This window comes from Streptomyces sp. NPDC048506, assembly GCF_040651315.1.
Classification (GTDB): domain Bacteria; phylum Actinomycetota; class Actinomycetes; order Streptomycetales; family Streptomycetaceae; genus Streptomyces.
The window spans coordinates 37,200-61,672 of record NZ_JBEZIX010000036.1 but is presented as its reverse complement, the minus strand read 5'-3'; the positions used below and the strand labels follow the sequence as shown (position 1 = coordinate 61,672).

Here is a 24,473-nt window from a genome sequence, read left to right as displayed (position 1 = left end):
TCAAGGCTTGGAAGCACCGCCGCCATGCAGGGTCGGGGCTGCGGCCTCGTGGGCCGCGAGCTCTTCGGGCGTCCCCACGAAAGCTGGGCCACAGCCGGGAGGGAGTCGCTCAACAACCATGGCGACTGCCTCTTCCACCGTAGTCGCCGGGCCAACCGACTCGTGACGGAGGGGGCCAGAGACCCAGTAGCCGCCGCCCCTTGCGGGCCGAATGTAGGGAATGTCCCAGGTCCAGCGGGCTTCGGTGCAACGGCTGAAGTGCAGCTCGCCCATACCGGTCCAGGGGAACAGCTGCCGTAGGCGGGGCTCCTGGTAGGCGGCGTCAAGCAGTTCATCCTCGACTCGTCCGTCCTCCCGAACGGCATGCCAGCCTGCTTCAACGGTGTCTCGGCTCCGCAGTGCATCCATGCCGGCATCATCCCGCAGGTCCTGGCAGCAGGGACCCCGGTCCGCTCGCTCCCAGTCGCTAGCCTGCGTCGACTCGATTCGGTGAGACGGGACGTTCCCCGAGGGAACGCGCCGTCTGTTCCTTGGAGGAACGCCCGCCCTGTTCCCTCAGGGAACAGGTGTGCTTGCACCCTCGGCATGTCCACCCCATACGGCTAGGCTCGCTGCCTACGCCTCGATGGGATGGCGGCAGACACGAACTGATGTGGTGGACCACCATCAGCACCGGGCTACAGCGCCACACCTATGCCCCTCCTAGGTCAAGGTGTCTGTCCTCCCCGAGCAAGCCATGCAGATCATGCGCAGACGTGCGGTAACGCCACGGTACGCACGCGCGTCCGTACCACTAGACCCTTGGACGGCCAGGACCAACCTCTCCAGCTCCAACAATGTCGCGCTGGGCAGGACGAAGACCCCTGAGACGCTCACCCCGGTGTCCACCCGGTTCTTCAAGGTCTGGTGAAGTGCCTTCCACGCACGCTGCACCACGAACTGCTGCTTCGTCCGGTCCGCATCGGGCAGCTCCCGGAGTTCCTGCAACGCGGTGATCAACTCGGCCGCATGCCGATCCAGATCGGTGCGCAGCCGACGTGCCCGCGCCAGCACCCGAACAGAGGCGGCGACACCTGCCAGCCCGAGCGTGATGGTCGCGCCGAACAGAGCCGCCTTGTACTCCTTCTGCCCTCGTGCGTAGGGGAGCAGCCAGAACAATCCGACCAAGGCGCACCACATGGTGAAGACCCGCATCGGGGCCGCCCGGCCCAGGCGCCAGCGGAGATGTTCGTAGGGGAAGCGGGATGGTTCGAGCTGCGTGCCTGTCAACGAGTGAAAGATCCAGGCAGAGAACAAGAGCATGGCCGCGAGGGCGCGGCTTTGCGGGCTGATCAGCATGACGCAGACGGCGAACAGCACGACCATGCCGATGTAGCCCACGATCGGCGCGGCAACGATCCGGCGCTGTTTCTTGCGCGGCAGTTCCTCGAACCAGGGGCGCAGGAGCCAGCCGGCGACGACGGTCGTGGGTCCACACAGCAGCGTCGAGATCATCCCGCCCAGCGGCCACTCGATGGCGATCATCACAAGGATCAGCACCGGCAAGGGAAGGCCGATCAAGACCCCTGCCGCAGCCTGCCAGTGTGATGAGCGTCCCCGTACGCGCTTCTTGAGCGAAGCCACGCGCTTCCCGAGCAGCCCCCACGGCCTCTCAGCTTCCGGCATCCAGCACCCCCTGGCGTGTGTCTCTCACACTCTGACCTGGGGAGCCACCCTACGCAGGGCTGCGCAGCGGCAGCCGGGACAGGGGGAGAGGCCATGGCCGGGGGCTTCGTCGGGGTTGGTGATCAATCCGCCGACGGCCCCTCACGAGAGCGGTGTCTTCCTCTCACGCAACTGCTACCCGCGATCCAGAGTCGCCGCGAAGGCTCCTGCCGCCCGCCATTCGTGATCGAGGATGGAGTAGGTGACCGAGTCCCTCCAAGCTCCCCGCACGAAGACATGCTCGCGAATGCGGCCTTCCTCGGTCATCCCCGCACGCAGGAGCGTCTTGGCAGAGGCGGCATTCAAAGGGGCGCGTGCGGCCCAGATGCGGTGCAGTTCAAGGTGGTTGAAGGCGAGGGCACACATCAAATGGACGGTTTCGGTGCCGAGGCCCGCGCCCCAGGTGTCGGGGCGCAGGGCGAAGCCGATGGTGGCGGCTTTCTGGGCATGCGGATCGAGTGCCAGGCGGGCGAATCCCACCAGGTCACCCTCGTCCGGACGCACCACGGCAAGGGCGTATTCGGTACGCGGTTGTTCGGCGGCCGAGGTGACGGAGCGAGCGACGATCTCCCCGACCTGTTCGCGGGTGCGGGGCTCGAAGCTCAGATGGCATGTGGCATCGGCGTCGCCGTAGATGGCGTGGACGGAGTCCACGTCGTCGCGGGTGAGTTCGCGCAGCTGGAGCCGGGGACCGGCGATGTCGACCGGGTGCATGGCCCGGACCCTACCCGCAGGCGGTGCTACCTGGGCAGGGCGGCGACGGGGGCCGCCGTGAACGCCTCGATCTCCTCGCGGGCCGTGCGGGCTTCGGGTGTGGTGAGCCAGCGGGGATCGCGCAGCGCCGTGTGGACCTGCCGCACCGACGCGACGATGCCGTTGATGCGCTGTTCGGTGGGCAGGTCGAGAACGGGGCGGAGGGCTTCGTCCACGCCGTCAAGGGTTCCGACGTGGACGCGGGCGAGAGCGAGGTCGGTGTGTGCGCCGGCCTGGTCGCCGAACGCCCAGTCCTCGGGGTCTGCTTGACGGTACGCGGCGACGGCTGCTTCGGCCTGCTGCTCGGCCTCTGGCGCGTCGGAGAGCCAGGCGGTGGCATCGGCGGCGTAGTAGAGCTGGCGGGGTACGGGGAAGGTCATGATGCCGCCGAATTCATCGAGGTCATCGGCGGTCGCCGCGTCGCGTGCCCGTTCGGCCTGCGTGAGGGACTCCCGTACGGTCGCCATGTCACCCAATGCGGCGCCGGCGCGGGCGTGCAGGCAGGACAGCCATACGGCGCTGGTGCCGGTGACGCCTTGTGCCTGGGAGGTGCCGAGCGCGGCGTACTTGGACGCTTCCTGGTGCCGGCCGTCCCAGTAGGCGATCAGGGATTGCAGGCCGCGGACCCAGGCTCGCATGGCGTGATGGTCGGCGTTGTCCCCGCATACGTAGGCGGTACGGGCCTGCATCATCGCCGAGCGCGGGTCGCCGAGGTCGTGGCTGGCCTTGGCCAGCATTCCGGAGGTGACGGCGGAGAGCAGGTACAGCTCGCGGGCCTGGGTGGGGCGGACGCGGCCGTGTTCGAGGAGGTGGAAGGAGAGGTCCTGTACCTCGACAAGGTCGCCGAGGAGGGTGGCCAGCGGCAGTCGCGGATAGGCGGCCGAGAGCCGTCGCACCTCCTGCTGGAGCTCATCGAGGGTCTCCGGACCTATGCTGCTGCCTTCTGCCATCGCGCTGAAGCGGAATGCACGACGAGCCGCCATGGCGACCTGCCTCTCTAACGTGTCCCGGCCGGCGCTGTCGCCTGGGCCGAGGCTGCTGGTGAACTCGACGCCGTCGAAGCCTCTCTCCTCGCCGGTGAGTTCCAGCGAGGGCGAAGTCGGCTGCGTCGGCATGACGAGCCGGAGCCGGGGGCTGGCATCGGGGGTCGCGCCACTGTCGTCGGCCGGGCTGAGCAGAACATCGACGGGGTATCGGAACATCGCCTCCAGCACCCGGCACAGGGCCGGGTAGGGGCGGGTCTTCACCTCGCCGCCGTACCACCGCTCGAACTGCCTCTTGGAGACCGTCAAGCCGACCAGTGCCGGATCCCTCTCCTGTTCGGCGAGTTCGTTGGCCGTGCGCTCGAAGTGGAGCTTGAAGGTCTCGAACACCTGCCAGTGGCGGCTGGTCACCAACACCCTCAGCAATGTGGGCCTTTGAGCCATCAATTCCCCCGATGGGTTCCGGTCGGCTCGTCGGTTCGACCGTAGTCCCGCATGGCCGTCATCCGGCGCGAAAGGCGTCCTACGCAAGGAGATGACGGTGGAGACGGCGGCATCGTGACGGTACCCATGTCGCCCGCCTCCTCAAGCACGCATCAGACGTCGGCACCCGCGTCGTGGTGATGCGTGCTGCTTCGCCGCCAGGCTCGGTGCCCGCCCTGGACATAAGCGATGAGGTGGTGATCCACCGTGCCAACAGCAGGAGACAAACAGACGCAGCATGAGATCGATTCCCGTACGGAGGCACACAGCACGGAGGCCGGCGTGAGCGGAACCGCTGTGCACTTGTGCCGGGAGCGGAGCTTCCCTCATCACGGCTCATCCGTCGGTGAGGCCCGGAAGTTCGCCGTCGAAGCCCTCTCCTCGTGGGGAGTGCGCAACCGGCTGGATGACGTGTGCCTGTGTCTGTCGGAAGTCGCCACCAACGCGCTCGTGCATGCGGTGCCACCCAGCGCAGGATTTCAGGCGCGGCTGAGTATCGATGCCACCGGGATACGACTGGAAGTCCACGACCAAGGCGCTGGCCGGCCCCATCGACGGAACCCGAGTCCCGATGATCCGCGCGGCCGTGGCCTTCTCCTGGTCGAGGAGCTCTCCGATGCCTGGGGAGTGGCCGACCACCGGATCGGCAAGACGGTCTGGCTCACCTTCAAGGTCGCCACCAGGGGCCCGCGCGTCCCAGCGCCTCCAGTCCTGACCAGCCCGCCCCTCTGAATGGCTTCGCCGGTCCGCAGCAGCTACACAGCCGGACGTCTCGCAGGACAAGCCGAGCACGAACTTCCCTCCCAGAAAGAGAAATTCATGCCCCAATCCCGACAGCCATTACAACCAGGCCGCATCGTCATTCTCGGTGCCGGCCCCTGTGGACTGGCCTGCGCGGATGAACTCGACCGGCTCGGCCACCGCAACTGGACCGTGCTGGAGGCAGCCCCCATCGTCGGAGGGCTGGCGTCCTCGGTGGTGGACCGGGCGGGCTTCACCTGGGACCTCGGCGGCCATGTGGTCTTCTCCCACTTCGGCGAATTCGACCGGCTGCTGGACGAACTCTTCGCCCCTCACGAACTGCTGCACCACGACCGGTCCTCATACATCCGATTCCGCGACGGCTGGGTGCCCTACCCGTTCCAGCAGCACCTCCACTGCCTCCCACACGCCGACGCCGAGGAGTGCCTGCGCACGCTGACCCACGCCTGCCGGCACCGCGAGCAGAGCCTTCCGAACGGCGCGGACTTCGCGACCTGGCTGCAAGCCCGGTACGGCAGCGGCCTCGTCGAGCGGTTCCTCGCCCCGTACAACACCAAGGTCTGGGCGATCTCCCCGGAGAAGATGAGCGCCAGCTGGGTCGCCGAGCGCGTGGCCCCGGTCGACCTCGACGAGATCCTGGGGGCCTTCTACGGCATCAAGGCGCCCACGCCCCGCTGGGGACCGAATGCCACCTTCGCCTTCCCCGCTCATGGTGGCACCGGGGAAATCTGGCGCCGTCTGGGCGCCCGCCTCGGCAACCGCGTCCGCACCTGCGCCCGTGCCGTCTCCATCAGCCCTGATGCCCGCCTCGTGCGGCTGGAGAGCGGCGAGGCGGTGCCGTACGACCAGCTCGTGGCGACCCTGCCGCTGGACCGTCTCACCACAATGACCAGCACGGCGCCACCCGACGTCCGTCAGGCGGCTCGCCAGCTACAGCACACCACCGTTGCCATGGTCGGCCTCGGCTACCGTGCCCCCACCCTGGACGAGCGTTCGTGGTTCTACTTCCCGCAAGATGACGTACCGTTCTACCGCGCCACCAACTTCAGCAAGTACGCCCCGGCCAACGTCCCCGGCGGTGACACCACCGCCTACAGCTCATGGATGACGGAAACCTCCGTGATGCCCGGCACCCGGGTCAACCAGCGCGACCTGGTGAACGCCAGTGACGCGGCTCTCCGGCGGCACTGTCTGGTCCCCGGACTGGCCGAACTGGCCAGCGCCCATGTGGAGACGATCCCGTACGCGTACCCCATTCCCACGCTCGACCGTGATGACGCCCTGGCGCTGACGGTGCCCTGGCTCGAAGCGCAACGGATCTACCCCCGTGGCCGGTTCGGGACCTGGCGGTACGAGATCGGCAACATGGACCACGCAGTAAAGATGGGAATCGACATCGCCCGGCGTCTGGCTACCGGGACAGCCGAGGAACTCCTCACAGGCCAGGACGCGGTACCGGCGGTGAGCCGCTCATGACCCGTGCCAGGACACTTGCGCCCGTTGCGTTCGCCGGCCACCACTTTGAAATCGAGGTGGACGAGGACTTCGCTGTCGAACAGTCCGCCCATCTGCACAGCTTCACTGCCGAACTCGATCCGGCCCAGCCCTGCGGCCAGTTCACCGACATCCGCGTCCGCCACAACCGAGAGCTGTTCGTAGACCGCGCCACCCGCCTTCAGACGGTATGGCGCGTGCGCGTCGAACCCTTCCGCGGGGAACCGTATCTGTGGTCTCACGTAGGAGACGTGGACTGGTGGCGTCCCGACCCCCGATCGCACCTGCCCCAGGACCATCTCTACGCCCTCGATGCCTCTGGTCGCGTGCACATCGTCCTGCGCCCAGACGCCCACCGCGGAGAGCGCTACCTGCTCCGTGTCATCCGGGAAGCGGTGCTGCGCTGCGGTGAGAGCAGAGGCTGGACCGCCTTCCACGCCGCGGCGGCCACCGTTGAAGGACACGGGGTACTCATCGCCGGCCCCACTACGGCGGGCAAGACCACCGTGCTCGCCGCCCTCGCCTGCCACCGACGCGCAGACCTGGTGGCCTCCGACCGCGCACTGATCACCCAGAACGCGACCGATGTCGTCGGCGTCCCACTGTCCATCCGCATCGCCGGCGGCACGCTCTCCGCCCTGACCCCGCGCGAGTCCATGCCGCCCCACCGGGTACTGCCGCGTGATTTCGGCACGGAGCAGAAAGCGAGCTGTACCCCGCAGCACTTTGCCTCCGCCTTCGCCGCCAAGGTTCGCGAGACGGCCCCGCTCCGGGCCGCCATCCTGCCCCAGCTCAGCGACGACGACACCGACCTCAGCATCCAGTGCCTCGACGCCCAAACCGCACGGGCAGAGCTGGCCTCGGCCTGCTGCACCCCCGATGACGAAGATTGGCTCCACCCATGGTTCGCCTACCGGACCCGGCCTGTGGAGAGTCTGTGCGCTCAAGCAGAGCAAGCCCTCGACGACCTGGTGGCCAAAGTCCCTGTCTTCAGGCTCGCCGCCGGCGTCCACATTCCCCACCTGCTGGAACGCCTCGCCGACACCATCGCCAGGAGGCTCCCGTGACGCCGAACCGCATCGCCCTGGTCGGTCCCGTGGCCTCTGGCAAGACCACTCTGGCTGCCGAGATCGCAACCCATACCGGACTGCCCCATCTGGACCTCGACGAACTGTTCTGGAGAACAAACTGGACTCCGGTCGAGACGGAAATCTTCCAGAGCCGGGTGAGAGACGCGCTCACCGCTGAGACCTGGATCGCCGACGGCAATTACAGCGGTCCCGTGGGCGAGATGCTGCTGGCCCGTGCCGAGCTGGCGATCTGGCTCGACCTCCCCTTGCGCACTTGCCTGCCCAGGCTCCTCAAGCGCTCGTTCCAGCGCGCCGCCCATGGCCAGGAACTGTTCGCCGGAAACCGGGAGACGTTCCGGCATCTGCTCGCCCGCGACTCGATCCTCTTCTGGGGCCCAGCCCATCACCGCAGGCACCGCCAGCGCTGGCAGCACTGTCTCGCCCCTGCCAGGGCCCACGGCTTGCCCGTACTGCGTCTCGTCCGACCCCGAGCCGTCGCACCATGCCTCCGTGACCGACTTCTCGACTACCTCCCCGAAGCCCACCGCATCACCGGGCCGCAGAGCAGCACCAGCCAGAAGATCGCCGCGGCAGCCCACCACCTCGTACGCCGCCGGTGCCCCCTGCCCTTTTACCCGGCGGAACACTTCGCCACAGACTGGCGTGTCCTCGCCCGCCGAGGCCCCGCCCATGTGCTCTACGGGGACGAGCAGTTCTGGCTCTCCCGCCGCCGATCAGGCCCTACCACCGTCACCTACCACCAGCCGCCCACGCACCTGGCCCGTTTCATGACGGCTGCGGGCTGGCGGAAACTCGCCCCACGCGCGAACCAGATCATCACCCTCGCCCCCGACCAGCAGGAATTCTTCTGCGACTACCTGCCCGCAGACCGCGTCCATCTCATCCCCCACGGCATCGACACCGACGCCTTCGCTCCCGCTGGCCTGCCGCAACCCTCCTCCCGCCCGCTGGTCCTGACCGTGGGCTGGTGGCTACGCGACTGGGGTGTCCTGGACACCGTCCACGACCAGCTCCATCGGCGATACGGCGACGATGTCGAACTTCTCGTCGTCACCCGCCAGGCCAATCAGCACACCTGGCACCCGGCCGCCCGCGTACTGGAAGGCATTTCTGAGCTCACCCTCACCCAGCTCTACCGCCGAGCCACGGCCGTCCTACTGCCGCTGACGGACGCCACCGCCAACAACGCCCTCCTCGAAGCCCTGGCCTGCGGCACCCCCGTTGTCGCCACCGACACCGGCGGCATCCCCCACTACGCCGGAGCCGGTCCGGCCGCCATCCTCACTCCGCCCGGCGACGGACTGGCCGCTACCGAGGCGGTCGACAAACTCCTCATCGAATTCAGCACCGCAGACCACGCCTTACGACGGGCCGCAGCCCGCGAACGCGCCGAACTCTTCTCCTGGCCACGCATCGCCGACCAGATCCGAGCCATCTACGACCTGCTGGAGGCCGAACAATGACCGCCGCCGGCCTCTGGCTCCACCTCGCCGTTCCAGCCCTGCTCACCCTGCTGCTGGCCCGCGCGCTATGGGCACTTGTCGCAACCGAACTATCCGCGCGCTGGCTGCTGACCAACTCCCACCGAGACCACACCACTGCGGGCCAGGAGGCGCCGTGGCTGGTCGTCCTGCTGCCCATGTTGCGCGAACAGACCGTCGCTGCCGAGACGATCAGCGCCTTCACATCCCTCGACTATCCGCCAGGCCGTACAGCCATCGTCGTCATCACCACGGAACGAGAAGAGAACGCCCGCCGCCGCGCCCGCGCTCGCCTCCCGGCCCTGGCCGCCGCGAGCCACCTCACCGAGGCACAGCTGCACGGACTGTTCCCCCGCGCCCGCTGCCGTGACGTCGCCCACGAGATCAACACCGCCCCCATCGACCAACGCCTCGCCACCCTCACCGAGCTGTACGACGCTGAACCCACTACCTGTCAGACCGTGACCGCCCTCGTCGAGCAGCGAGCGGCCGCCGGCCTGCGCGTGGTGCACCTACACCAGCCCGATAGCGGTGGCCGCAAAGCCGGACAGCTCAACCACGCCACCGAACACCTCGACGAGATCCTCGGCCCACTCGGCTGGCAGGACGAGACCGACGCGGACAACACCTACCTCTGCGTATACGACGCCGACGCGATCCCCGACGTCCGCACCCTCCACGCCTTCGCCGAGGCCGCCACCGCCCACCAGGCCCGCACAGGCCGACCGCCTGCGCTGATCCAGCAACAGCGACTACCCCTCCTGGCTCGCCGCCCCTTCCCACCCGGACCCACCGGCCTGCTCCTGGCAGAGGAATGGCTCTACCAGCTCCGCCGCTCACTCGGCATCGAGCTCGCCCGGATCCGCTTGAACCACTGGCTCTCTGCCGTCCAACTCCCGGCTGCAATGGGCGCTCTGCTGCGGCCGATGATCTACGGCGTCGGCTGCGGCATGGCCGTCCGCCTCCCCGCCCTGCGGGCTCTCAGCGGATTCCCCGAACCGATGGAAGACATCGGCACCGGCCACCGCCTCTCCCTCCTCGGCGCCAACATCGCGCCCTCCCCCGTAGCCGTCCTCGACGAGCCCTACACAGAGCCCTGCGGCCTGACCAACCTCCACGCTCTTGCCTTCCGCACATCAGCCCGCCCCCACCGCCACGCGAGAGCCGTCGCCCACCTCCCCAGCGCCCTCTCCCGCACTAGCAAAAGACTCCTGATACTCCGGGAATGGGCTGACGAGATCGCCTGGCTGGCAGGCGCCCCACTGATCACCGCCGCGATCGTCTCCTCCTGGTGGGCCGGGCACCTGTGGCTGGTCGTCGCCCTCGTAGGTGTCCTTCTACACGGCCCCGTCCTCACTACCCGCCTGCTCCAACTGAGCCCACTACTCCACACCGCAGTACTCCCCACCACCAGCCACATCGCGGCGGCACCGCAGCTCACCCCCAGCCGCCGCACCGCGCTGATCGCCGCCAGCCCCGTCCAGCCGTTCATCCGCCTCGCCGGCCCCTGGCGGATGATTCTCCGCCGCATCACACGACGCCCGACCACCTTCGGCAAGACTGAACGCTGAGACGCGATCACCCAAGCTGAAACAGGAAGTTGGACCAGCCCCGTGAGCACCCCCGTCACCCCCGAAATCCGCACTTCCGCCAAAGCTGTCGTCCTCCGCGACGACCACGTCCTCCTCATGCGGGCCACATGGAACGATCAGGAGTGCTACTTCCTCCCCGGGGGCGGCCAACACCCCGGCGAAAACCTCAGCGACGCCGTCCGCCGCGAAGTCGACGAGGAAACCGGCCTGACCATCACCGTCGACCGGCTGCTGTGGCTGCGCGAATACATCGGCGCCAACCACGACAACCCTGTACAGGAAGCCAAGACCCACCGCATCGAAGCGATCTTCCTGTGCACCCCCACCAGCGACCCTGACCAACTCGGCGGCCACAGCCAAGACGACGTGCAGACCGGCCTGGAATGGGTGCCGCTGCACAAAGTCCCGGACCTCAACCTGCTGCCGCACACCATCCGGCAGCCCGTCGCCGACCTCTCCAAGGCCCCCACGGCTCCCGATGCCTACCTCGGCGATGTCGCCTGACATCTCCATTCACGGCATAGACGGCCGCGTACCGCCCGGTGCCCGCGAATTCACCACCGGCCAGGCCAACCGTGTCTGGTCGGTGGACGCACCCACCCCGTACATCCTCAAGTACTACGGCGACCCCACCCGCGCCGCCAACGAAGCCGCCGCACTCCGCCTACTCGCCGAGCACGGCGTAGCCGGACCCCAGCTGCTCGCTGCCGAGGCGGAGGCCACACCGTCGTGGACCGCGCAGTCCCTGGTCATCGCACAGCCCATACCTGCCGACCAGTTCCTGGACGAACTCGCCGAGCCCCTGGCCTTGGTGCACCGCATCCCTGGCACACACATCGGCCGACTGGCAGGCGCCCGACGACACCGCAGATGGTCCGACTACCTCCACGACCGTCTGCGACGGTACACAGCGGTCGCACCAGATCTCGGCCCTGTGGCGCGGCACCTTCACGAGCGGATCGAGCTCGCCGACATGAACGTCCGGCCAGTGCTCCTGCACCACGATCTGCAGCCGGGCCACCTGCTTGACGAATCGGCAGGCGGCCGGCTCCTGATCGACTGGGAACTAGCCATCTACGGAGACAGTCGCTCCGACCTGGGTCGCTTAGCCGTACGCCTCGGCCTCGACGACCCCACACCCGTCCTCGCCATCGCCGAAGAGTCCGATCCCGCCGCCGAAGGACGGCTCCACCTCTACTGGCACATCCATCTCCTCGCCGATGCCGCGCTGAGCACCGACCCATCGGTACGAGAGCGCGCCGCAGCGAGGCTGTCGAAGGCCGCCTGAAGGCTCACCCTCCCCCGGGGCCGGACGCTCGCCAACGTGACGGATGTTGCACACGCTGTCGGACCGGAGCGGATGATGGTGTCTGTCGAGCGAATGCACGGCGGCTGACGCGGAAGAGTACGGAAGAGTGTCGTCATGCAGGGACCTCTCGGACTGACGGTCGGCACGTTTCCGGCGATGGTCGAGGAGTCACCGACAATGACTTGAAATGACGGACGACTGAGGCGACGGACAAGGAAATGGCGCGGGATTACGACAGCCAGCTACTGGAGTCGGTAGCAGTACGCCGGCGCAGGATGCGGGATGCCCTGCTGTTCGGCGCGCAGCGAGGGCGGCGTACGGCGGACGAGCGGCTTGGGAAGGTGTTCGCGGGGATCGCCATCACGGCCGTCCTATGCGCTGGGTGCGTGGGGTGGTCCTTTCTGCAGCACACGCTGGCACAGCAGAAGGCCGAGCAGGAGAAGCAGCAGCGTCAGGTGCAGCAGTACGAGCAGCCGACGAGGTCGGCGAAATCCTAGAAGTCCAGGGATCAGATTCGGACAGAGTTGCAGCATTCTTGGGAAATGCGCGAAGGGTTCCCTGAAGCGGAGCCGGGGTGGAAGTCAGTGGAAGTCAGCAGCACAGGCACGTCCAGTTTGGCCCGAGAGTTCGTCAACGCCGCGATGATAGGTTCCCGTAAGTGGTGAGCAGAGCAACAACTTCCCGGGCGCAGCTGAGTCGAGTGACGTTGGTCGGCGAGCGACGCCGGGCCGACATCGTCCTGCTCTCCGATACGCCCGTAGGGCAACTGATCCCGGAGATCCTGCAGCTGCTGGACGACCGGCCCGCATCGCGGCCGACGGCCCGGCAGTTGATTACGTCTGACGGCTCCGTGCTGCCGCACGACAGTACGTTGGCATCGGCCGGGATTGCCGACGGCACGGTGCTCCGGCTCGTCAGGACGCACTCTGCGCCGCCTGCCCCCGTAGTGCACGACGTCACCGACCAGGTGGCTGACGACCTCGACCTGCGGGCTTGGCGCTGGCGTCCCGCCGCGCGCCGAGCCAGCGCGGGCGTGGCGACCGTGGCCTTCGCGGTGATCGCCGCGCTGCTCGCCCGCCGTGAGTTCCCGCTTGGCGCCCTGGTCGGTGCACTCTCGGCCGTCACACTCGTCTTCCTGGTGGCCGGAGCGCTCGTCGCCAGGGTCGGACGGGGAAACCGGGGCCTGGCAACGGCGCTCCTGGTCGCCTCCGGTGGGCTTGGCGTTCTCACCGCGTGGACGGCCGCCGATGCGTACGGCTGGCCGGGCACGGCGCGGCTCGCAGCCGTCGCCGGCGCGCTGGTTCTGACGTTTGTGTCCCTCGGTTACTTTTCGCCGCTCGGCAAGGGTGGGCTGGTTGGTGCTGTCACCACGGCCACGATCGCGGCCGTGTGGGAGCCAGTGGCCGCTGTTCAGGGTGATCCGGCCCGGCTCGGTGCCGTCATGGCTGTGTTCTCTCTGGTGCTGCTCGGCGTGCTGCCGCGGCTTGCCCTGATGGCTTCGGGGCTCACCGCGCTCGATGATCGCCGCTCGGGTGGGGTCTCCGTCAGTCGGCATCAGGTGGGCACCGCGCTGGCGGCGACGCATCGTGGCCTTGCCCTGTCGACGACGGTCACGGCGGTCTCAGCGACCTCTGCCGGCTGGCTGCTCACCCTGGCGGAGGAGCCGACGGTGTGGAGCGTAGTGCTGGCGTCGCTCGTGGTCGTGGTGCTCGTGTCGAGGGCGCGGGCCTTCCCGCTGGTCGCTGAGGTTGTCGCGCTCTTCGCTGCCGCGGCCTGCCTTGTGGTGCGCCTGGTGATGGTGTGGATGGAGCATGTTGGGGGTGGCGGGCCGCTTGTCGTGCTGTGTGTGGCGGCAGTGCTGCCGCTGCTCGTTTTGGCGGTGCAGGTGCCCGAGCATGTGCAGGTGCGGCTGCGGCGCGTGGCGGATCTGATCGAGTCCGTTGGCATGGTGGGGCTCTTCCCGCTCGCCTTTGGTGTGTTCGGGGTATACGGGCAGTTGCTCAACCAGTTCTGACAGTTCTGAGTCGATGTGCAGGCGCTCCGGGTGGGGCAACAGGGTGGGGGTGAAGAGCAGGTATGTCGAACGGAGACGGCTGGCAGGGCGAGGTGCTGCGCGACCTGAGAGGCGGCGCGCAGGGTGCGCAAAGCCCTGGTGAGCAGGCGTACGGCAGCCGTGCGCCGGGCCCGGCTCTGCCTCCGCACAGCGCCCAGGCGCCGACCGCCGCCCATGAAGGTGGTGTGCCGCGGCAGGCTAGCTACCCGTACCCGGGACAGGAGCAGCAGGCGGGCCATCAGGTTGGCCGACCGCAGCAAGCGAGTTACCAGACACCAAAGCAGCAAGCCCCGGTCGTGTACCCGCCGGCATCCCAACCTCACGGCGCCCCCGGCTCGCGGCCCGTGGTGGACGAGGGTCTGGCCGGCGCGGTGCGAAGCAAGCCGCAGCATGGCGAATCCTTCACCATGCGTGCTGCACGCTCGCTGCGCCGTACGCTGTCATCGTCCGCGGCGCGTGAGGTTGCTGAGGTAACCCGGACTGCCGAGGTACTTCAGCAGCCGGTGACGACCGGTCGGCAGATTGCGGTGACGTCCATACGGGGTGGCGCGGGCAAGTCCACCGTCGCCGCGTTGCTTGGCACCACCTACGCGCACTACCGGCAGGACCCGTTCCTCTTCCTGGAGGCCGACCCGGCACTCGGCTCGCTGCCGCTTCGGCTGGGCGCTCAGACGCGGCGCTGGACTACGAGCGATATCGCGGACATCGTCAAGCCGGACATGTCGCTGCTCGACGTCACCGGCTATCTCGTCCAGCTCCCCAACAATGCCTGGCTGCTGCCAGCAAGCCAGGGCCAGATCGGCGTGAAGCTGGACAGCCGGGCCTATGAACGGGCCGTGGTCGCGTTGCGCCGCTACTTCGGCGTGATGGTCATCGACTGCGAGACGCTGCCCGCCGAAGTCGCCCGGGTCGCCCTCGCCTCCGCCCATGGCCGCGTGCTGACCACACCTGCCACACCGGAAGGCATCACCAGTACGTACTCCGTACTCCAGTGGATGCAGGGGCTCCCCCGCCATGTGATCGCCGGCACAGTCGTCGTGCTCACCGAATTGATGCCACGGCCGGGACTCGACCTTGAGGAGGCAGCCCAGAGGCTACGGTCCACCGGGGTCAGCGTTCAGACGCTGCCGTACGACCGGCATCTTGCGGCCGGCGGCCCGGTCCATACCGAACTGCTCGCTCACCCAACTAGGAAGGCCACCGCCCGCATTGCCGCGGACGTCTTCCACCTCTCCCAGAAGCGCCACTGACCTCCATGCTGTGCCCGATCGTGAATGACGGACGACGACGATGAGTACCCGACTGATCCACCGCCCGGCCAGGACCACCCGGCCTCCGGCCGCCGCTGAGGCGCGCATCATCGAGGCACCGCCCAACCTCCCCGAGGGGAAAGCGGGCAACATCGCGATGTCGCTGCTGCCAGTCGCCGGCGTCATGTCGTCGGTGGTGATGATGACGGTCGTACGCAACAGCCAGTTCGCCGCGCTGGGGGCGATCATCCTTGTCGTCACCGTCATAGGCTCGGTCGCACTCGTCTTCTCGCAGCGTGGCAAGGCCCAGCGCACCCGGCGCACCCAGCGGGAGGCGTATCTGGCCTATCTGGAGGACCTGCGTGAGGAGCTTGCTGCCACGGAGCGGGCACGGCGTGAGCATGCCGAGGTTCTCAATCCTCCGCCGGCTGCCCTGTACGACGTCGTGCGTGATCCGGCTCGTCTGTGGGAGCGCCGCCGTGTCGACAATGACTTCCTGCGGGTGCGGGTCGGCACCGGCGAGATGCCCGTGCGTGATCTGCAGATCGCCCAGCAGGGCTCATCGGTCCTCACCCCGCCCGACCGGTTCATGCTCAATGAGGCATCGGCGCTGAGGGCCCGCTTCCGCACCGGCACCGAACTCCCCCTCACCGTCCCGCTCGACCGCGTTGGCAATGTCAGCGTCATCGGCCCTCGCGAGGACTGTCTGCGCGTCGCGCGTGCCCTGCTCGTCCAGGCCGCCGCCCTGCACGCCCCCGACGACGTGGCGATGGCGCTGGCGGTGCCGGGAGATCGGCTCGCAGAGTGGGAGTGGGCGAAGTGGATACCGCACCTGCTCGATGCCGAGCAGTTCGACGGCCCGGTCGCCGCTCGCCGTATTGCCCCCTCCGCGGTTCAGCTGGCCCGGCAGCTCGGCCCGGAACTGCGCCGCCGTGCCTCCTACGCGGCGGAGGTGCGCCGTGGCCTGTCCGGAAAGGATGCTCTGTCGATGACGTCCCGGCTGCTGGTCGTCGCCGACGGCCACGGCGAGGACGCTGTCGACCTTCCGCGCCCCGATGAGGCGGTCGGCCTGCGCGAGATGGGCGTGACGGTCCTGCATCTGCTGGAGCAGCGGGTCCAGGAGCCAGGGCATGTCGGGGCCCGAATTACCGTCGAGGGTGATCAGGTGGTCATCGAGGACCTGCGCGGGCAGGAGCCGATCGGTGCCCACGGCACCGTGGACGAAGTCAGCATCCCGTTCGCCGAGGGCCTGGCCCGGATGCTGGCGCCGCTGCGCCTGTCCGCCGAGTCGCTCGCCGACGCCCCGTTGTCCGGCCCTGTCGACTTCGCCGACCTGCTCGGCATCGACGACGTGGCGCAACTGGACCTGTCCCACCTGTGGGCCCCTCGCGGCGAGCGAGCCTTCCTGCGCGTACCGATCGGCCTCAACGACTCCCACGAGCCGGTGCTACTGGACCTGAAGGAGTCCTCCGAGCTGGGCATGGGCCCGCACGGCCTGTGCGTGGGCGCCACCGGTTCGGGGAAGTCGGAGCTCCTGCGCACCGTCGTCCTCGCCCTGGCGGCCACGCACCCGCCGGAGGATCTCGCGCTGGTCCTGGTCGACTACAAGGGCGGTGCGACCTTCGCGCCGTTCGCGGACCTGCCGCATGTGGCCGGTGTCATCACCAACCTGGAGAACCAGGCCGGCCTGGTCGAACGCGTCCACGCCTCGCTCGCCGGCGAGGTCAAGCGCCGCCAGCAGGTCCTCAAGAATGCGGGCAACGTCGCTGACATCGGTCACTACGCCGCGCTGCGCGCCAGCAGCCGGCCCGACCTGGAGGCGCTGCCGCATCTGTTCGTTGTCATCGACGAGTTCGGTGAACTGCTCACCGCCAAGCCGGACTTCATCGACCTGTTTTTGTCCATAGGTCGTATCGGCCGCTCCATCGGTGTGCACCTGCTGCTGTCCAGCCAGCGCATCGAAGGCGGCCAGCTCAAGGGCCTGGACACCTACCTCTCCTACCGGCTCGGCCTGCGGACCTTCTCCGCCGACGAATCCCGCACGGTCCTGGACACCACGGACGCCTTCCACCTGCCGCCGCTGCCCGGATTCGGCTACCTCAAGGTCGACACCAGCCATTACGACCGCTTCAAGGCGAGCTACGTCTCGGGCGCGTACCGCGGCCCCGTACAACGCGCGGACGACGAGGACACCGGGCCCCTCGCCCTGCCCTACGAGACCTACAACAGCCTGTCTTCCGCGGAGGCTTCGGGCGCGCAGGAGCCTGCAATGCCGCGCCGCGAGACGGGACCGACCGAGCTGGGCGTCATGGTCGAGCAGCTGGCGCGCGCCGCCAGTCCGGTACGCCGAATCTGGCTGCCTCCACTGCCCGCCGCGATCACCGTGGACGCGATCGCCGGGCCGTTGGACGTCGGACCGCGTGGTGTGCAGCTGTCGAAGCGCCGCGGGCCGCTTGAGATACCGCTCGGTGTGCTCGACGATCCGGCCAGGCAGTGGCAGGGCCAGTGGTACCTGGATCTGACGGTGGCGGGTGGCCACGCCGCCGTCATCGGCGGCCCGCAGTCCGGCAAGACGACCCTCCTGCGTACCCTCGTCCTCTCCCTCGCGCTGACCCACACCCCGCAGGAGGTAGGCGTCTACGGCCTCGACCTGGTCGGCGGCGGCCTGGCGGCGCTCTCGGGCCTGCCGCACGTCGGCGGCATCGCGAGTCGTGCCGACCGCGAGCGCGCGGCCCGCACCGTCGACGAAGTACGCGGCATGCTCGCCGCCCGCGAGGACCTCTTCCGCGAGCATGGCATCGACTCCGTCTCACAGCTGCGCGACCTGCACGCTGCGGGTCGGCTGCCACAGCTGGCCTCGGCCGAGATCGTGCTCGTCATCGACGGTTTCGGCGCGCTGCGTGACGACTTCGAGGAGCTGGACGACGCCGTCGCCGACATCCTCAGGCGCGGTGGCGGTTACGGCATCCATGTCGTTGCGGGCATGCTGCGCTGGAACGACGTGCGCATCGCCGTCCAGTCGAACTTCGGCACCCGCGTCGAGCTGCGGCTGAACGACCCCGGCGAATCCAGCATCGACCACAACCTCGCCAAGACCCTCTCGCCTGATGAGCCCGGCCGCGTCCTGACCGACTGCAAGCTCTTCGCGCAGGTCGCGCTTCCCCGTACGGACGGAGTGGCCGACACCGCAGACACAGGCGCGGTACTGGAGCGAACGGTCCGGACGATCCGGGCTACCTGGAGCGGTGAGGTCGCCCAACCGGTGCGGGTGCTGCCGCACATCCTTCAGCCCCATCTCCTGCCGGGTCCGGTCGCCGAACCCACACGAGTGCCGATCGGCCTGGACCAGACAGCACTCCAGCCCATCCTGCTCGATCTGTTCCAGCACGACCAGCACCTGCTGATCATGGGCGACAGCGAGTGCGGCAAGACGAACCTGCTCAAGACCATCGCGAACGGCCTCATCGACCGCTACGGCGAAGAGGAGCTGGTCTTCGCCGTCATGGACCCCAGGCGCAGCCTACGAGGCGCGATCCCCGAGGAGTTCAACGGCGGCTACGCGTACAACGCCAAACTGTGCGCGGGCCTCGCCGCAGGCATCACCACCGTCTTGGAGAAACGGCTGCCCGATGACGGTGCGCGCCTTGAGGACCTTCAGCCAGGCAGCTGGGGCGGCGGCCCGCGCATCGTGGTCCTGGTCGACGACTACGACGTGCTCACCACCGCCGGCCAGGAACCGTTGGCGCCGTTCCTCCCCTACATCCCCTCGGCGGTGGACATCGGCCTGCACTTCGTCCTGACCCGCCGCGTCGCAGGCGCCTCACGCGGCATCTACGAGCCTCTCGTACAGGGCCTGCGCGAATCGGGAGCCTCGGCCCTCCTCATGGACGGGGACCGCAGCGAGGGCCAGTTGTTCCCCGGCGTCTACGCCTCCCAGCAGCCCGCAGGCCGCGGCGTGCTCATCCGCAGGGGCCAGCCCCACCGCCTGATCCAGACCGTGTATTCCCCCTAGTGAACACGCCGCAGAGCGCTCTCGTGCACGCGAGTCAGGCCACGTACGGCAACCCCGCCACGAACCGTGAAGGACCGGACGAGAACATGACCAAGGACGTCATCGCCCTCACCCAGCGCATGCCCGACCCATGGGCCATGCTGGCGGGCCTGCTCTCCGGAGGCCCCGACAAACTGGTCGACACAGCGGGCGAGGATGCCGTCATCCGACTCTGCGACGAGGAGGGCCGCCCCCTCGTCTCGGTCGAGGCACCGCTGCTCGTACAGGTCCCGGGCGAGGCCGAGCGGCTGCTCGGAGCCACGCCACCAGTGGTTCCTTACTGGTGGACGGAAGCGCGCGCCACCACGGGCGTTGAAGAAGCCGAACGGCTCGCGGGCACCTTCGCCGCTCGACTCGCTGCTCTGGCCGACGGCTCCGCCTGGCCACCGGAGGCCGCGCACTCCCTTGCCGTGGTGAAGACCGACGGAGTGAGCATCGCGCCCACGCCCGCCACCGCGCAGCCCACCGTCGACGTCCTCACCGACAAGGTCGCCGTCGTCATCCAGGACCGCCCGGTGATCGCCATGACCGCCTGGCTCTCCGACGCCTTCCGGACCGCCGCAGGCGCCGAGCTGGGCCTCCAGGTCGTCACCCCGCCGGGCACCACGCTCTCCCCGGCCGTACGCGCCAGCCTCAGCAACTGGCCCTCCCGCTGGGTCATACGCGACGAGCAGGACGGCTACTACGACGGCCTGTCCGGAGCGGTACTGCGCTGGCAGGACGGCATGTTCGCCCCAATAGAGGCAGCCGAGGCGACTGCCGACGACCCACGCACCCCTGTGGCCGCCTCCTACCAGGAGGTCGCGGCCACCAGCGAGCGTCAGCTGGCCGTCACGTTCCGCACCGTCCACCCTGCGGACGACCGTCTGGTCCTCGGCGGTGCGCTGGAGTCGATATGGCGCGAACTCACCGGCGAGCCCCCGGCCGGCTGGGGAACCGCCGAGCCCGCCAACCTCCCCTGGTCACCCCGCCAGATCACCGACCTCGCCTACGAACGCGCGCCAGAGCCGACCTGGTTCGTCGTGGTCGGCAGCCCGGACCGGCCCGGCCTGGCCACGGTGCGTGTGAGCCGTACGAAGGCGGGCGTGGAGGAGCACGTCACGCTCGCCTTCGGCTACGGATCCGACGAGGAGCCGCCGGTCGACGCCCTGCCCAGGGCCGCCGAGCTGCTCGCCACCCGCCACCACCTCCAGTCGATGCTCGTACAGCTCCGCAAAGCCCGCCGCGACCTGGCCATCCCGCCCCGCTTCGAGGGCCCCGGCGTCCCGCTCGCCTTCGTCCTCGGCGCGGAAGAGGTCCACCACATGCCCGACGACCGCGCCCGGAACACCCCACTGCCGCAGCAGCCTGTCCCCCTCGGCCCGAAGACCCGCCCCGCGATGTACTACCCGTTGCCGGGCGACCCGTCGGACTTGTCGGGCTGGCAGGACTTCGAAGCCCTGATGCGGCATCTGAAGGGCGCGTAACAGCCCCTGGCCGTGTACGGCCGAGACGTGACCTCCCGTGCCCAGCACACTGCGGGCACTGATGGGCGGTCACCTGGCAGCTTTGAGCCATTGTCACACCCTGGTCATAGCATGGGGATTGTGAATTGCACCGGTCATGCCGCGGTTGATAGGCATGACCGTACATACGATCGTTACGCATGGCAGGGGGGAGCCCGATGAAGTTCGACATGGGGGCGCAGACGCTCTCGACTCTGAGGTCCAAGTCGCAGGGGTCGAGTACGGAGCTGGGAACGCTGATCCACCAGCTCGTCCAGGCAGCCCAGCCGCTGGAGGGCAAGTTCAACGGATCCGGCAAGGCGGCCTTCGATTCGTTCAAGTCGCGCGCGGATGAGATCACGGCGGCGTTGAACAGTGCGCTGGCCGCGATCGTGGGCGGTCAGTCGGGCATGGAGTCGGCGTTCAGCTCGGGCGTCCAGGAGCAGGCTGACAACGCGCGGTCGCAGATGTCGGCGGCGAACTTCGACGCGGCCCGCTTCTCGGGCCGCTGACAGCCCGATCGCGGCAGAAGTACTCAGACCCAGGGGGAGTGATTGTGATGGCTGCTGGCATGGACCGTCGTTCGTACGACTCGGGCGCATCGGCGGAGGCTCAGGGCAACATCCAGGCGGTGATCGGACGCCTGGAGCAGGTGATCGCGGCGCGTGACGCGCAGGTCAAGGCGGCGATGGCGGACTTCGCGGCGGACGGTGTCGCGGAGGAGTACCACGGCAAGGAACTGCGCTGGAACCGCGCCTCGCAGGAGGTCAGGAGCATCATCCAGCTGCTGAAGACGACGCTGGAGAAGAACGACGCGACCGCGCACCAGACGCTCGCGCGCGCGAAGTCCGCGGTCGACAACATCGGCTGAACAGCCCAGCGGCTCGGAGGAGAAGCAGTCCTTCGAAGTGCGCCATGGTTTGTCGGCCATCGGGGGTGGCGGCGCCGCGCGGGTCGTGGTTGCCGCGCAACAGATTGGTATGCAGGGGGGCGTTCATGGCGTCGTGGGACATTCAGCCGCAGGGAGTGCGGGGCCAGTTGAAGGTCGTCGGCACGCATGCCGAGGACCTCGGGGACGTCCTCAACACGCTGCTCGCGGATATGAAAGAGGCGGCTCAGGCGGCGGGTACGGCCGTGCCGGGCTCTCAGGCCGCAGTGCCTCAGTACGGGCCGGTGGCGCCGCAGAAGGCTCCGTCGTGGTCGTCGCGGACGTCGACGGGGCCGGTCGCGGCGGCGCTGGGCGAGTACGTAAAGGACCGCAAGCCGCATCTCAAGGCGATGGCCGACCGTTGCCAGGCCGCCGTCCTGGGAGCGGTCAAGGCCACCAATGAGTACATCGAGGGCGATCTGGAGGCGGCCAAGAACGCCCAGATCGCCGCCCGGGATGTGCGGGTGGAGGCTCTGAGGGACTTCGGGGGGAAGAAAAGATGAGTAACGCGCCGGTCGATCCGGCCGAGGTACCGGTCTTCACCGGCGATCTGGACCTTCTCGAATCCAAGGTGAAGGCGCTCTCCAGCGGCGGGCCCAAGGTCGCCACCGCCGGCTCGGACGTCCACAAGTCCTTCGGCGGACTGTCCGCCTTCTACAAGGCGCCGGAGGCGGAGCAGCTGTTCGGCGTCACCAAACCGGTGGAGGACAAAGCACGCGACGTCAGTCGGGACGTGCGTGTCATCGCCAGGGCTCTGGGTACCTACGCCCGCGAGATCCGCCCGTTGGTCAAGCAGCTTGAGCAGCTCAAACAGGAAGCCGCCGACTTCCGCGCCAACGAGGCCGCCGACGCCGACTGGCGTGAGGACGGCGACCTGATCGAGGAGAACCTCGGCCGCCGCAACAAGATCGCCGAGGTCTGGGCCGCGTTCCAGGCAGCCGAACGCGACTGCCACGCCAAGATCATTGGCCTGGTCGCGGGCGGCAAGGCACTCCACGCGATCGACGCCTCTCACAAGACGGGGTACGGCTACGACGCCGAAGCCCTCAAACAGTCCAAGAGCCTGCCCTGGGGTGACGCGGTGGAGGAGTCCGTGCCGTGGTGGCAGGTGTGGGAGCACGCCTACGACTTCGGCAAGGGCGTCATCGTCGATGGCGCCTGGGGCACCATCAAGGGCCTGCGCACCCTGATCGGCGTCGACGGCTGGGACGCCGCCGGCGAAGCATGGACCGGCCTGGCCAAGCTCTCCACCGGCATCACAATCACCACCGCCCTGCCCTTCCTAGCCCCCGCCTACTTCATGACGCCCGGGCACATGCTTCCCTCCTGGCTGCGGGACTCACGCACCGCCATGAAGGAGACCGGCAAGGCGCTCGTGGCCTGGGACCAATGGGAATCGAACGGCTCACGGGCCGCAGGCGCAGTCACCTTCAACGTCCTGACCGCCATCGTCACCCGCGGCGGGGGCGCCGCCGTGTCGGGTGCAGGCAAGGCCAGCGCGGCAGCTAGGGCCCTGTCCATCGCCGGCAAGGCAGGCGAGGTCATCGACCCGATGACCTACGTCTTCAAGGGCGCAGGCGCAGGCGTGTCGAAAATCGGCGACGTAATGGCCCACCTCAAGAACGCCGGCCACATCGAGGCCCCGAAGATCTCCGATGGCGCCTACAGCCTGCCCGAGGGCTCCGTCACGATGCCGGACGGCACCGTGCACCTGCCCAAGGACACCCCTATTCCGGACGGGGCGACCAAGCTCCCAGACGGCAGCATCAAGCTGCCCGAGGACACGGTCACCTTCCCGCCCAACACGGTGAAGGATCCCAAAACCGGCAAGCTCATGTCCGGCGACGACGGCGCCCTCTACAACGAGGACGGCAGCCTCTTCCAACCCGCCAAAGACGTCCCCAAGGACAGACCCACCCCACCCGCCACGGACGCAGACAACCCGCGAATCGAGAACCCGGTCCGCCAGGACCAGCCTGTCCTGGCCGGCGTCGGCGGACGGGGCGACGACGCCACACGCGTCGGCTCGCGCATATCCGAACCGGTGCACGCCGGCGACAGCGCAGGCCACGGCGGCACCGGCCCGGGTGGCAACGCAGGCAACCACCCCATCGGGGGCAGGGCCGACAACATGCCCACCAACAACCACTCCCCAGGCAGTGACGGGAGCACCCCTCACACGCCGGGCGCCGGCGGGCTAGATAACTCCACGAACGGCGCCCGCCACACCGACGAAACGGGCGGCACGGGCAGCGGTGGCCACGGTGTCGGCGACGGCCCGTCCATCCCACACCAGGGCGAGGGCCCCATCAGCGCGGGAGGTGGACACGACCTACCCGGCACCGGAGGCGTGGACGACTTGGTCCATGCGGGCGACGACGGGCCCGTTCCGCACGAGCCCGAGAATCCGACCATCCCCGGTGGGTCCGAGCCCAGGCCGGACGGCGCCCGGTACGTCGAAGAACCGGACGAGACGGCCGCCGCGGCAGCGCGGTTCTACGACGCGATCCGCACCAACCCGGATTCCCTGGACATCCGGGCGATCTCCGGGAACACAGGTGTCAACCCGGATGTGCTGGCACGCGTCAGGGACCATTTCTTCCTCACCGAGCACGCGGTAGCCGAGGGCCCGGGTATCGTACGTCAGGCGTACTTCACCCCGCGAAAGGACCTCGCCGACATCTTGCAGGCGGCCTCCGATCGCCCACTGGTCGGCGATGAAGCGATCAAGTTCGAACGCTTCATCGCGCATGAATACGTCGAGAGCCACCTGATAGAGGCGGGAGTACCCTACGTCCGGGACCACCCGAATCTCTGGGAGCCTTACGCCAATGAGGGCGGCGAATCCGGGCATTTCCACCTCTGGCCCGAAAGGGCTGCGGATGCCGGCGCCCACGAACTGGCTGCGAGTGAGCGCCGCGGCGGGTTCAACCACTGGGCCGGAATGGGCTTCGATGTCCCTAAGGTGGAGCTGTCACCCAATCTCGCGAATATCGATGAAGTGATTGCGGCTCTCTTCGAGGAGCTGCGCTCGAAGGGAATTGAGCTGAAGTGA

20 protein-coding genes are annotated in these 24,473 nt (G+C 68.4%); 16 read left to right on the top strand and 4 right to left on the bottom strand.

All coding sequences use genetic code 11. The features are described from left to right. The 4 genes from AB0C96_RS27270 to AB0C96_RS27255 form a co-directional block, all read right to left on the bottom strand. Complete coding sequence (locus AB0C96_RS27270) at positions 1-408, bottom strand: DUF6193 family natural product biosynthesis protein (protein WP_362920775.1); 408 nt, start codon at positions 406-408, stop codon at positions 1-3. A 294-nt stretch (positions 409-702) separates the two neighbouring features. Beyond that, complete coding sequence (locus AB0C96_RS27265) at positions 703-1,665, bottom strand: hypothetical protein (RefSeq protein WP_362920773.1); 963 nt, start codon at positions 1,663-1,665, stop codon at positions 703-705. A 174-nt stretch (positions 1,666-1,839) separates the two neighbouring features. Further along, positions 1,840-2,418, bottom strand: coding sequence for a GNAT family protein (locus AB0C96_RS27260; RefSeq protein WP_362920772.1), 579 nt, complete (start codon positions 2,416-2,418; stop codon positions 1,840-1,842). Positions 2,419-2,444: 26 nt separating this feature from the next. After that, positions 2,445-3,857, bottom strand: a complete 1,413-nt coding sequence (locus AB0C96_RS27255) for a hypothetical protein (protein ID WP_362920771.1) — start codon at positions 3,855-3,857, stop codon at positions 2,445-2,447. Between the two features lie 348 nt (positions 3,858-4,205). Here AB0C96_RS27255 and AB0C96_RS27250 point away from each other — a divergent pair, with 348 nt between their 5' ends. The 16 genes from AB0C96_RS27250 (at position 4,206) to AB0C96_RS27175 (ending at position 24,473) form a co-directional block, all read left to right on the top strand. Continuing rightward, a complete protein-coding gene (locus tag AB0C96_RS27250) occupies positions 4,206-4,655 on the top strand; it encodes an ATP-binding protein (RefSeq protein ID WP_362920769.1) in 450 nt (149 codons plus the stop codon). An 87-nt stretch (positions 4,656-4,742) separates the two neighbouring features. Continuing rightward, complete coding sequence (locus tag AB0C96_RS27245) at positions 4,743-6,161, top strand: FAD-dependent oxidoreductase (protein WP_362920767.1); 1,419 nt, start codon at positions 4,743-4,745, stop codon at positions 6,159-6,161. Continuing rightward, on the top strand, positions 6,158-7,246 hold the full coding sequence (locus AB0C96_RS27240; RefSeq protein WP_362920766.1) for a hypothetical protein: 1,089 nt from the start codon (positions 6,158-6,160) through the stop codon (positions 7,244-7,246). The genes AB0C96_RS27245 and AB0C96_RS27240 overlap by 4 nt, the downstream gene beginning before the upstream one ends. Then, positions 7,243-8,733: a glycosyltransferase gene (locus AB0C96_RS27235; RefSeq protein WP_362920764.1), complete on the top strand. Its 1,491-nt coding sequence runs from the start codon at positions 7,243-7,245 to the stop codon at positions 8,731-8,733. The genes AB0C96_RS27240 and AB0C96_RS27235 overlap by 4 nt, the downstream gene beginning before the upstream one ends. Beyond that, a complete protein-coding gene (locus AB0C96_RS27230) occupies positions 8,730-10,322 on the top strand; it encodes a hypothetical protein (RefSeq protein WP_362920762.1) in 1,593 nt (530 codons plus the stop codon). The genes AB0C96_RS27235 and AB0C96_RS27230 overlap by 4 nt, the downstream gene beginning before the upstream one ends. A gap of 42 nt (positions 10,323-10,364) precedes the next feature. Then, positions 10,365-10,847 (top strand): NUDIX domain-containing protein, encoded by a 483-nt coding sequence (locus AB0C96_RS27225; protein WP_362920761.1) that lies wholly within the window; start codon positions 10,365-10,367, stop codon positions 10,845-10,847. Continuing rightward, a complete protein-coding gene (locus AB0C96_RS27220; protein WP_362920759.1) occupies positions 10,837-11,631 on the top strand; it encodes an aminoglycoside phosphotransferase family protein in 795 nt (264 codons plus the stop codon). The genes AB0C96_RS27225 and AB0C96_RS27220 overlap by 11 nt, the downstream gene beginning before the upstream one ends. A gap of 239 nt (positions 11,632-11,870) precedes the next feature. Next, positions 11,871-12,149 carry a hypothetical protein gene (locus AB0C96_RS27215; RefSeq protein ID WP_362920758.1) on the top strand — a complete coding sequence of 93 codons (279 nt, stop codon included), beginning with the start codon at positions 11,871-11,873 and terminating at the stop codon, positions 12,147-12,149. Positions 12,150-12,310: 161 nt separating this feature from the next. Next, the gene (eccD, locus tag AB0C96_RS27210; RefSeq protein ID WP_362920756.1) at positions 12,311-13,666 is read left to right on the top strand and encodes a type VII secretion integral membrane protein EccD; all 1,356 of its coding nucleotides are present in this window, start codon (positions 12,311-12,313) and stop codon (positions 13,664-13,666) included. Between the two features lie 62 nt (positions 13,667-13,728). After that, positions 13,729-14,955: a MinD/ParA family protein gene (locus AB0C96_RS27205; protein ID WP_362920754.1), complete on the top strand. Its 1,227-nt coding sequence runs from the start codon at positions 13,729-13,731 to the stop codon at positions 14,953-14,955. Between the two features lie 40 nt (positions 14,956-14,995). After that, complete coding sequence (eccCa, locus tag AB0C96_RS27200) at positions 14,996-18,967, top strand: type VII secretion protein EccCa (RefSeq protein WP_362920753.1); 3,972 nt, start codon at positions 14,996-14,998, stop codon at positions 18,965-18,967. 86 nt (positions 18,968-19,053) lie between these two features. Continuing rightward, complete coding sequence (locus AB0C96_RS27195; RefSeq protein WP_362920829.1) at positions 19,054-20,472, top strand: DUF6177 family protein; 1,419 nt, start codon at positions 19,054-19,056, stop codon at positions 20,470-20,472. 197 nt (positions 20,473-20,669) lie between these two features. Next, complete coding sequence (locus AB0C96_RS27190) at positions 20,670-21,002, top strand: hypothetical protein (protein ID WP_030669632.1); 333 nt, start codon at positions 20,670-20,672, stop codon at positions 21,000-21,002. A 47-nt stretch (positions 21,003-21,049) separates the two neighbouring features. Then, positions 21,050-21,361, top strand: coding sequence for a pore-forming ESAT-6 family protein (locus AB0C96_RS27185; protein WP_189301330.1), 312 nt, complete (start codon positions 21,050-21,052; stop codon positions 21,359-21,361). Between the two features lie 125 nt (positions 21,362-21,486). Further along, a complete protein-coding gene (locus AB0C96_RS27180; protein WP_362920751.1) occupies positions 21,487-21,921 on the top strand; it encodes a DUF6507 family protein in 435 nt (144 codons plus the stop codon). Further along, positions 21,918-24,473: a hypothetical protein gene (locus tag AB0C96_RS27175; protein WP_362920749.1), complete on the top strand. Its 2,556-nt coding sequence runs from the start codon at positions 21,918-21,920 to the stop codon at positions 24,471-24,473. Before AB0C96_RS27180 ends, AB0C96_RS27175 begins: the two co-directional genes overlap by 4 nt.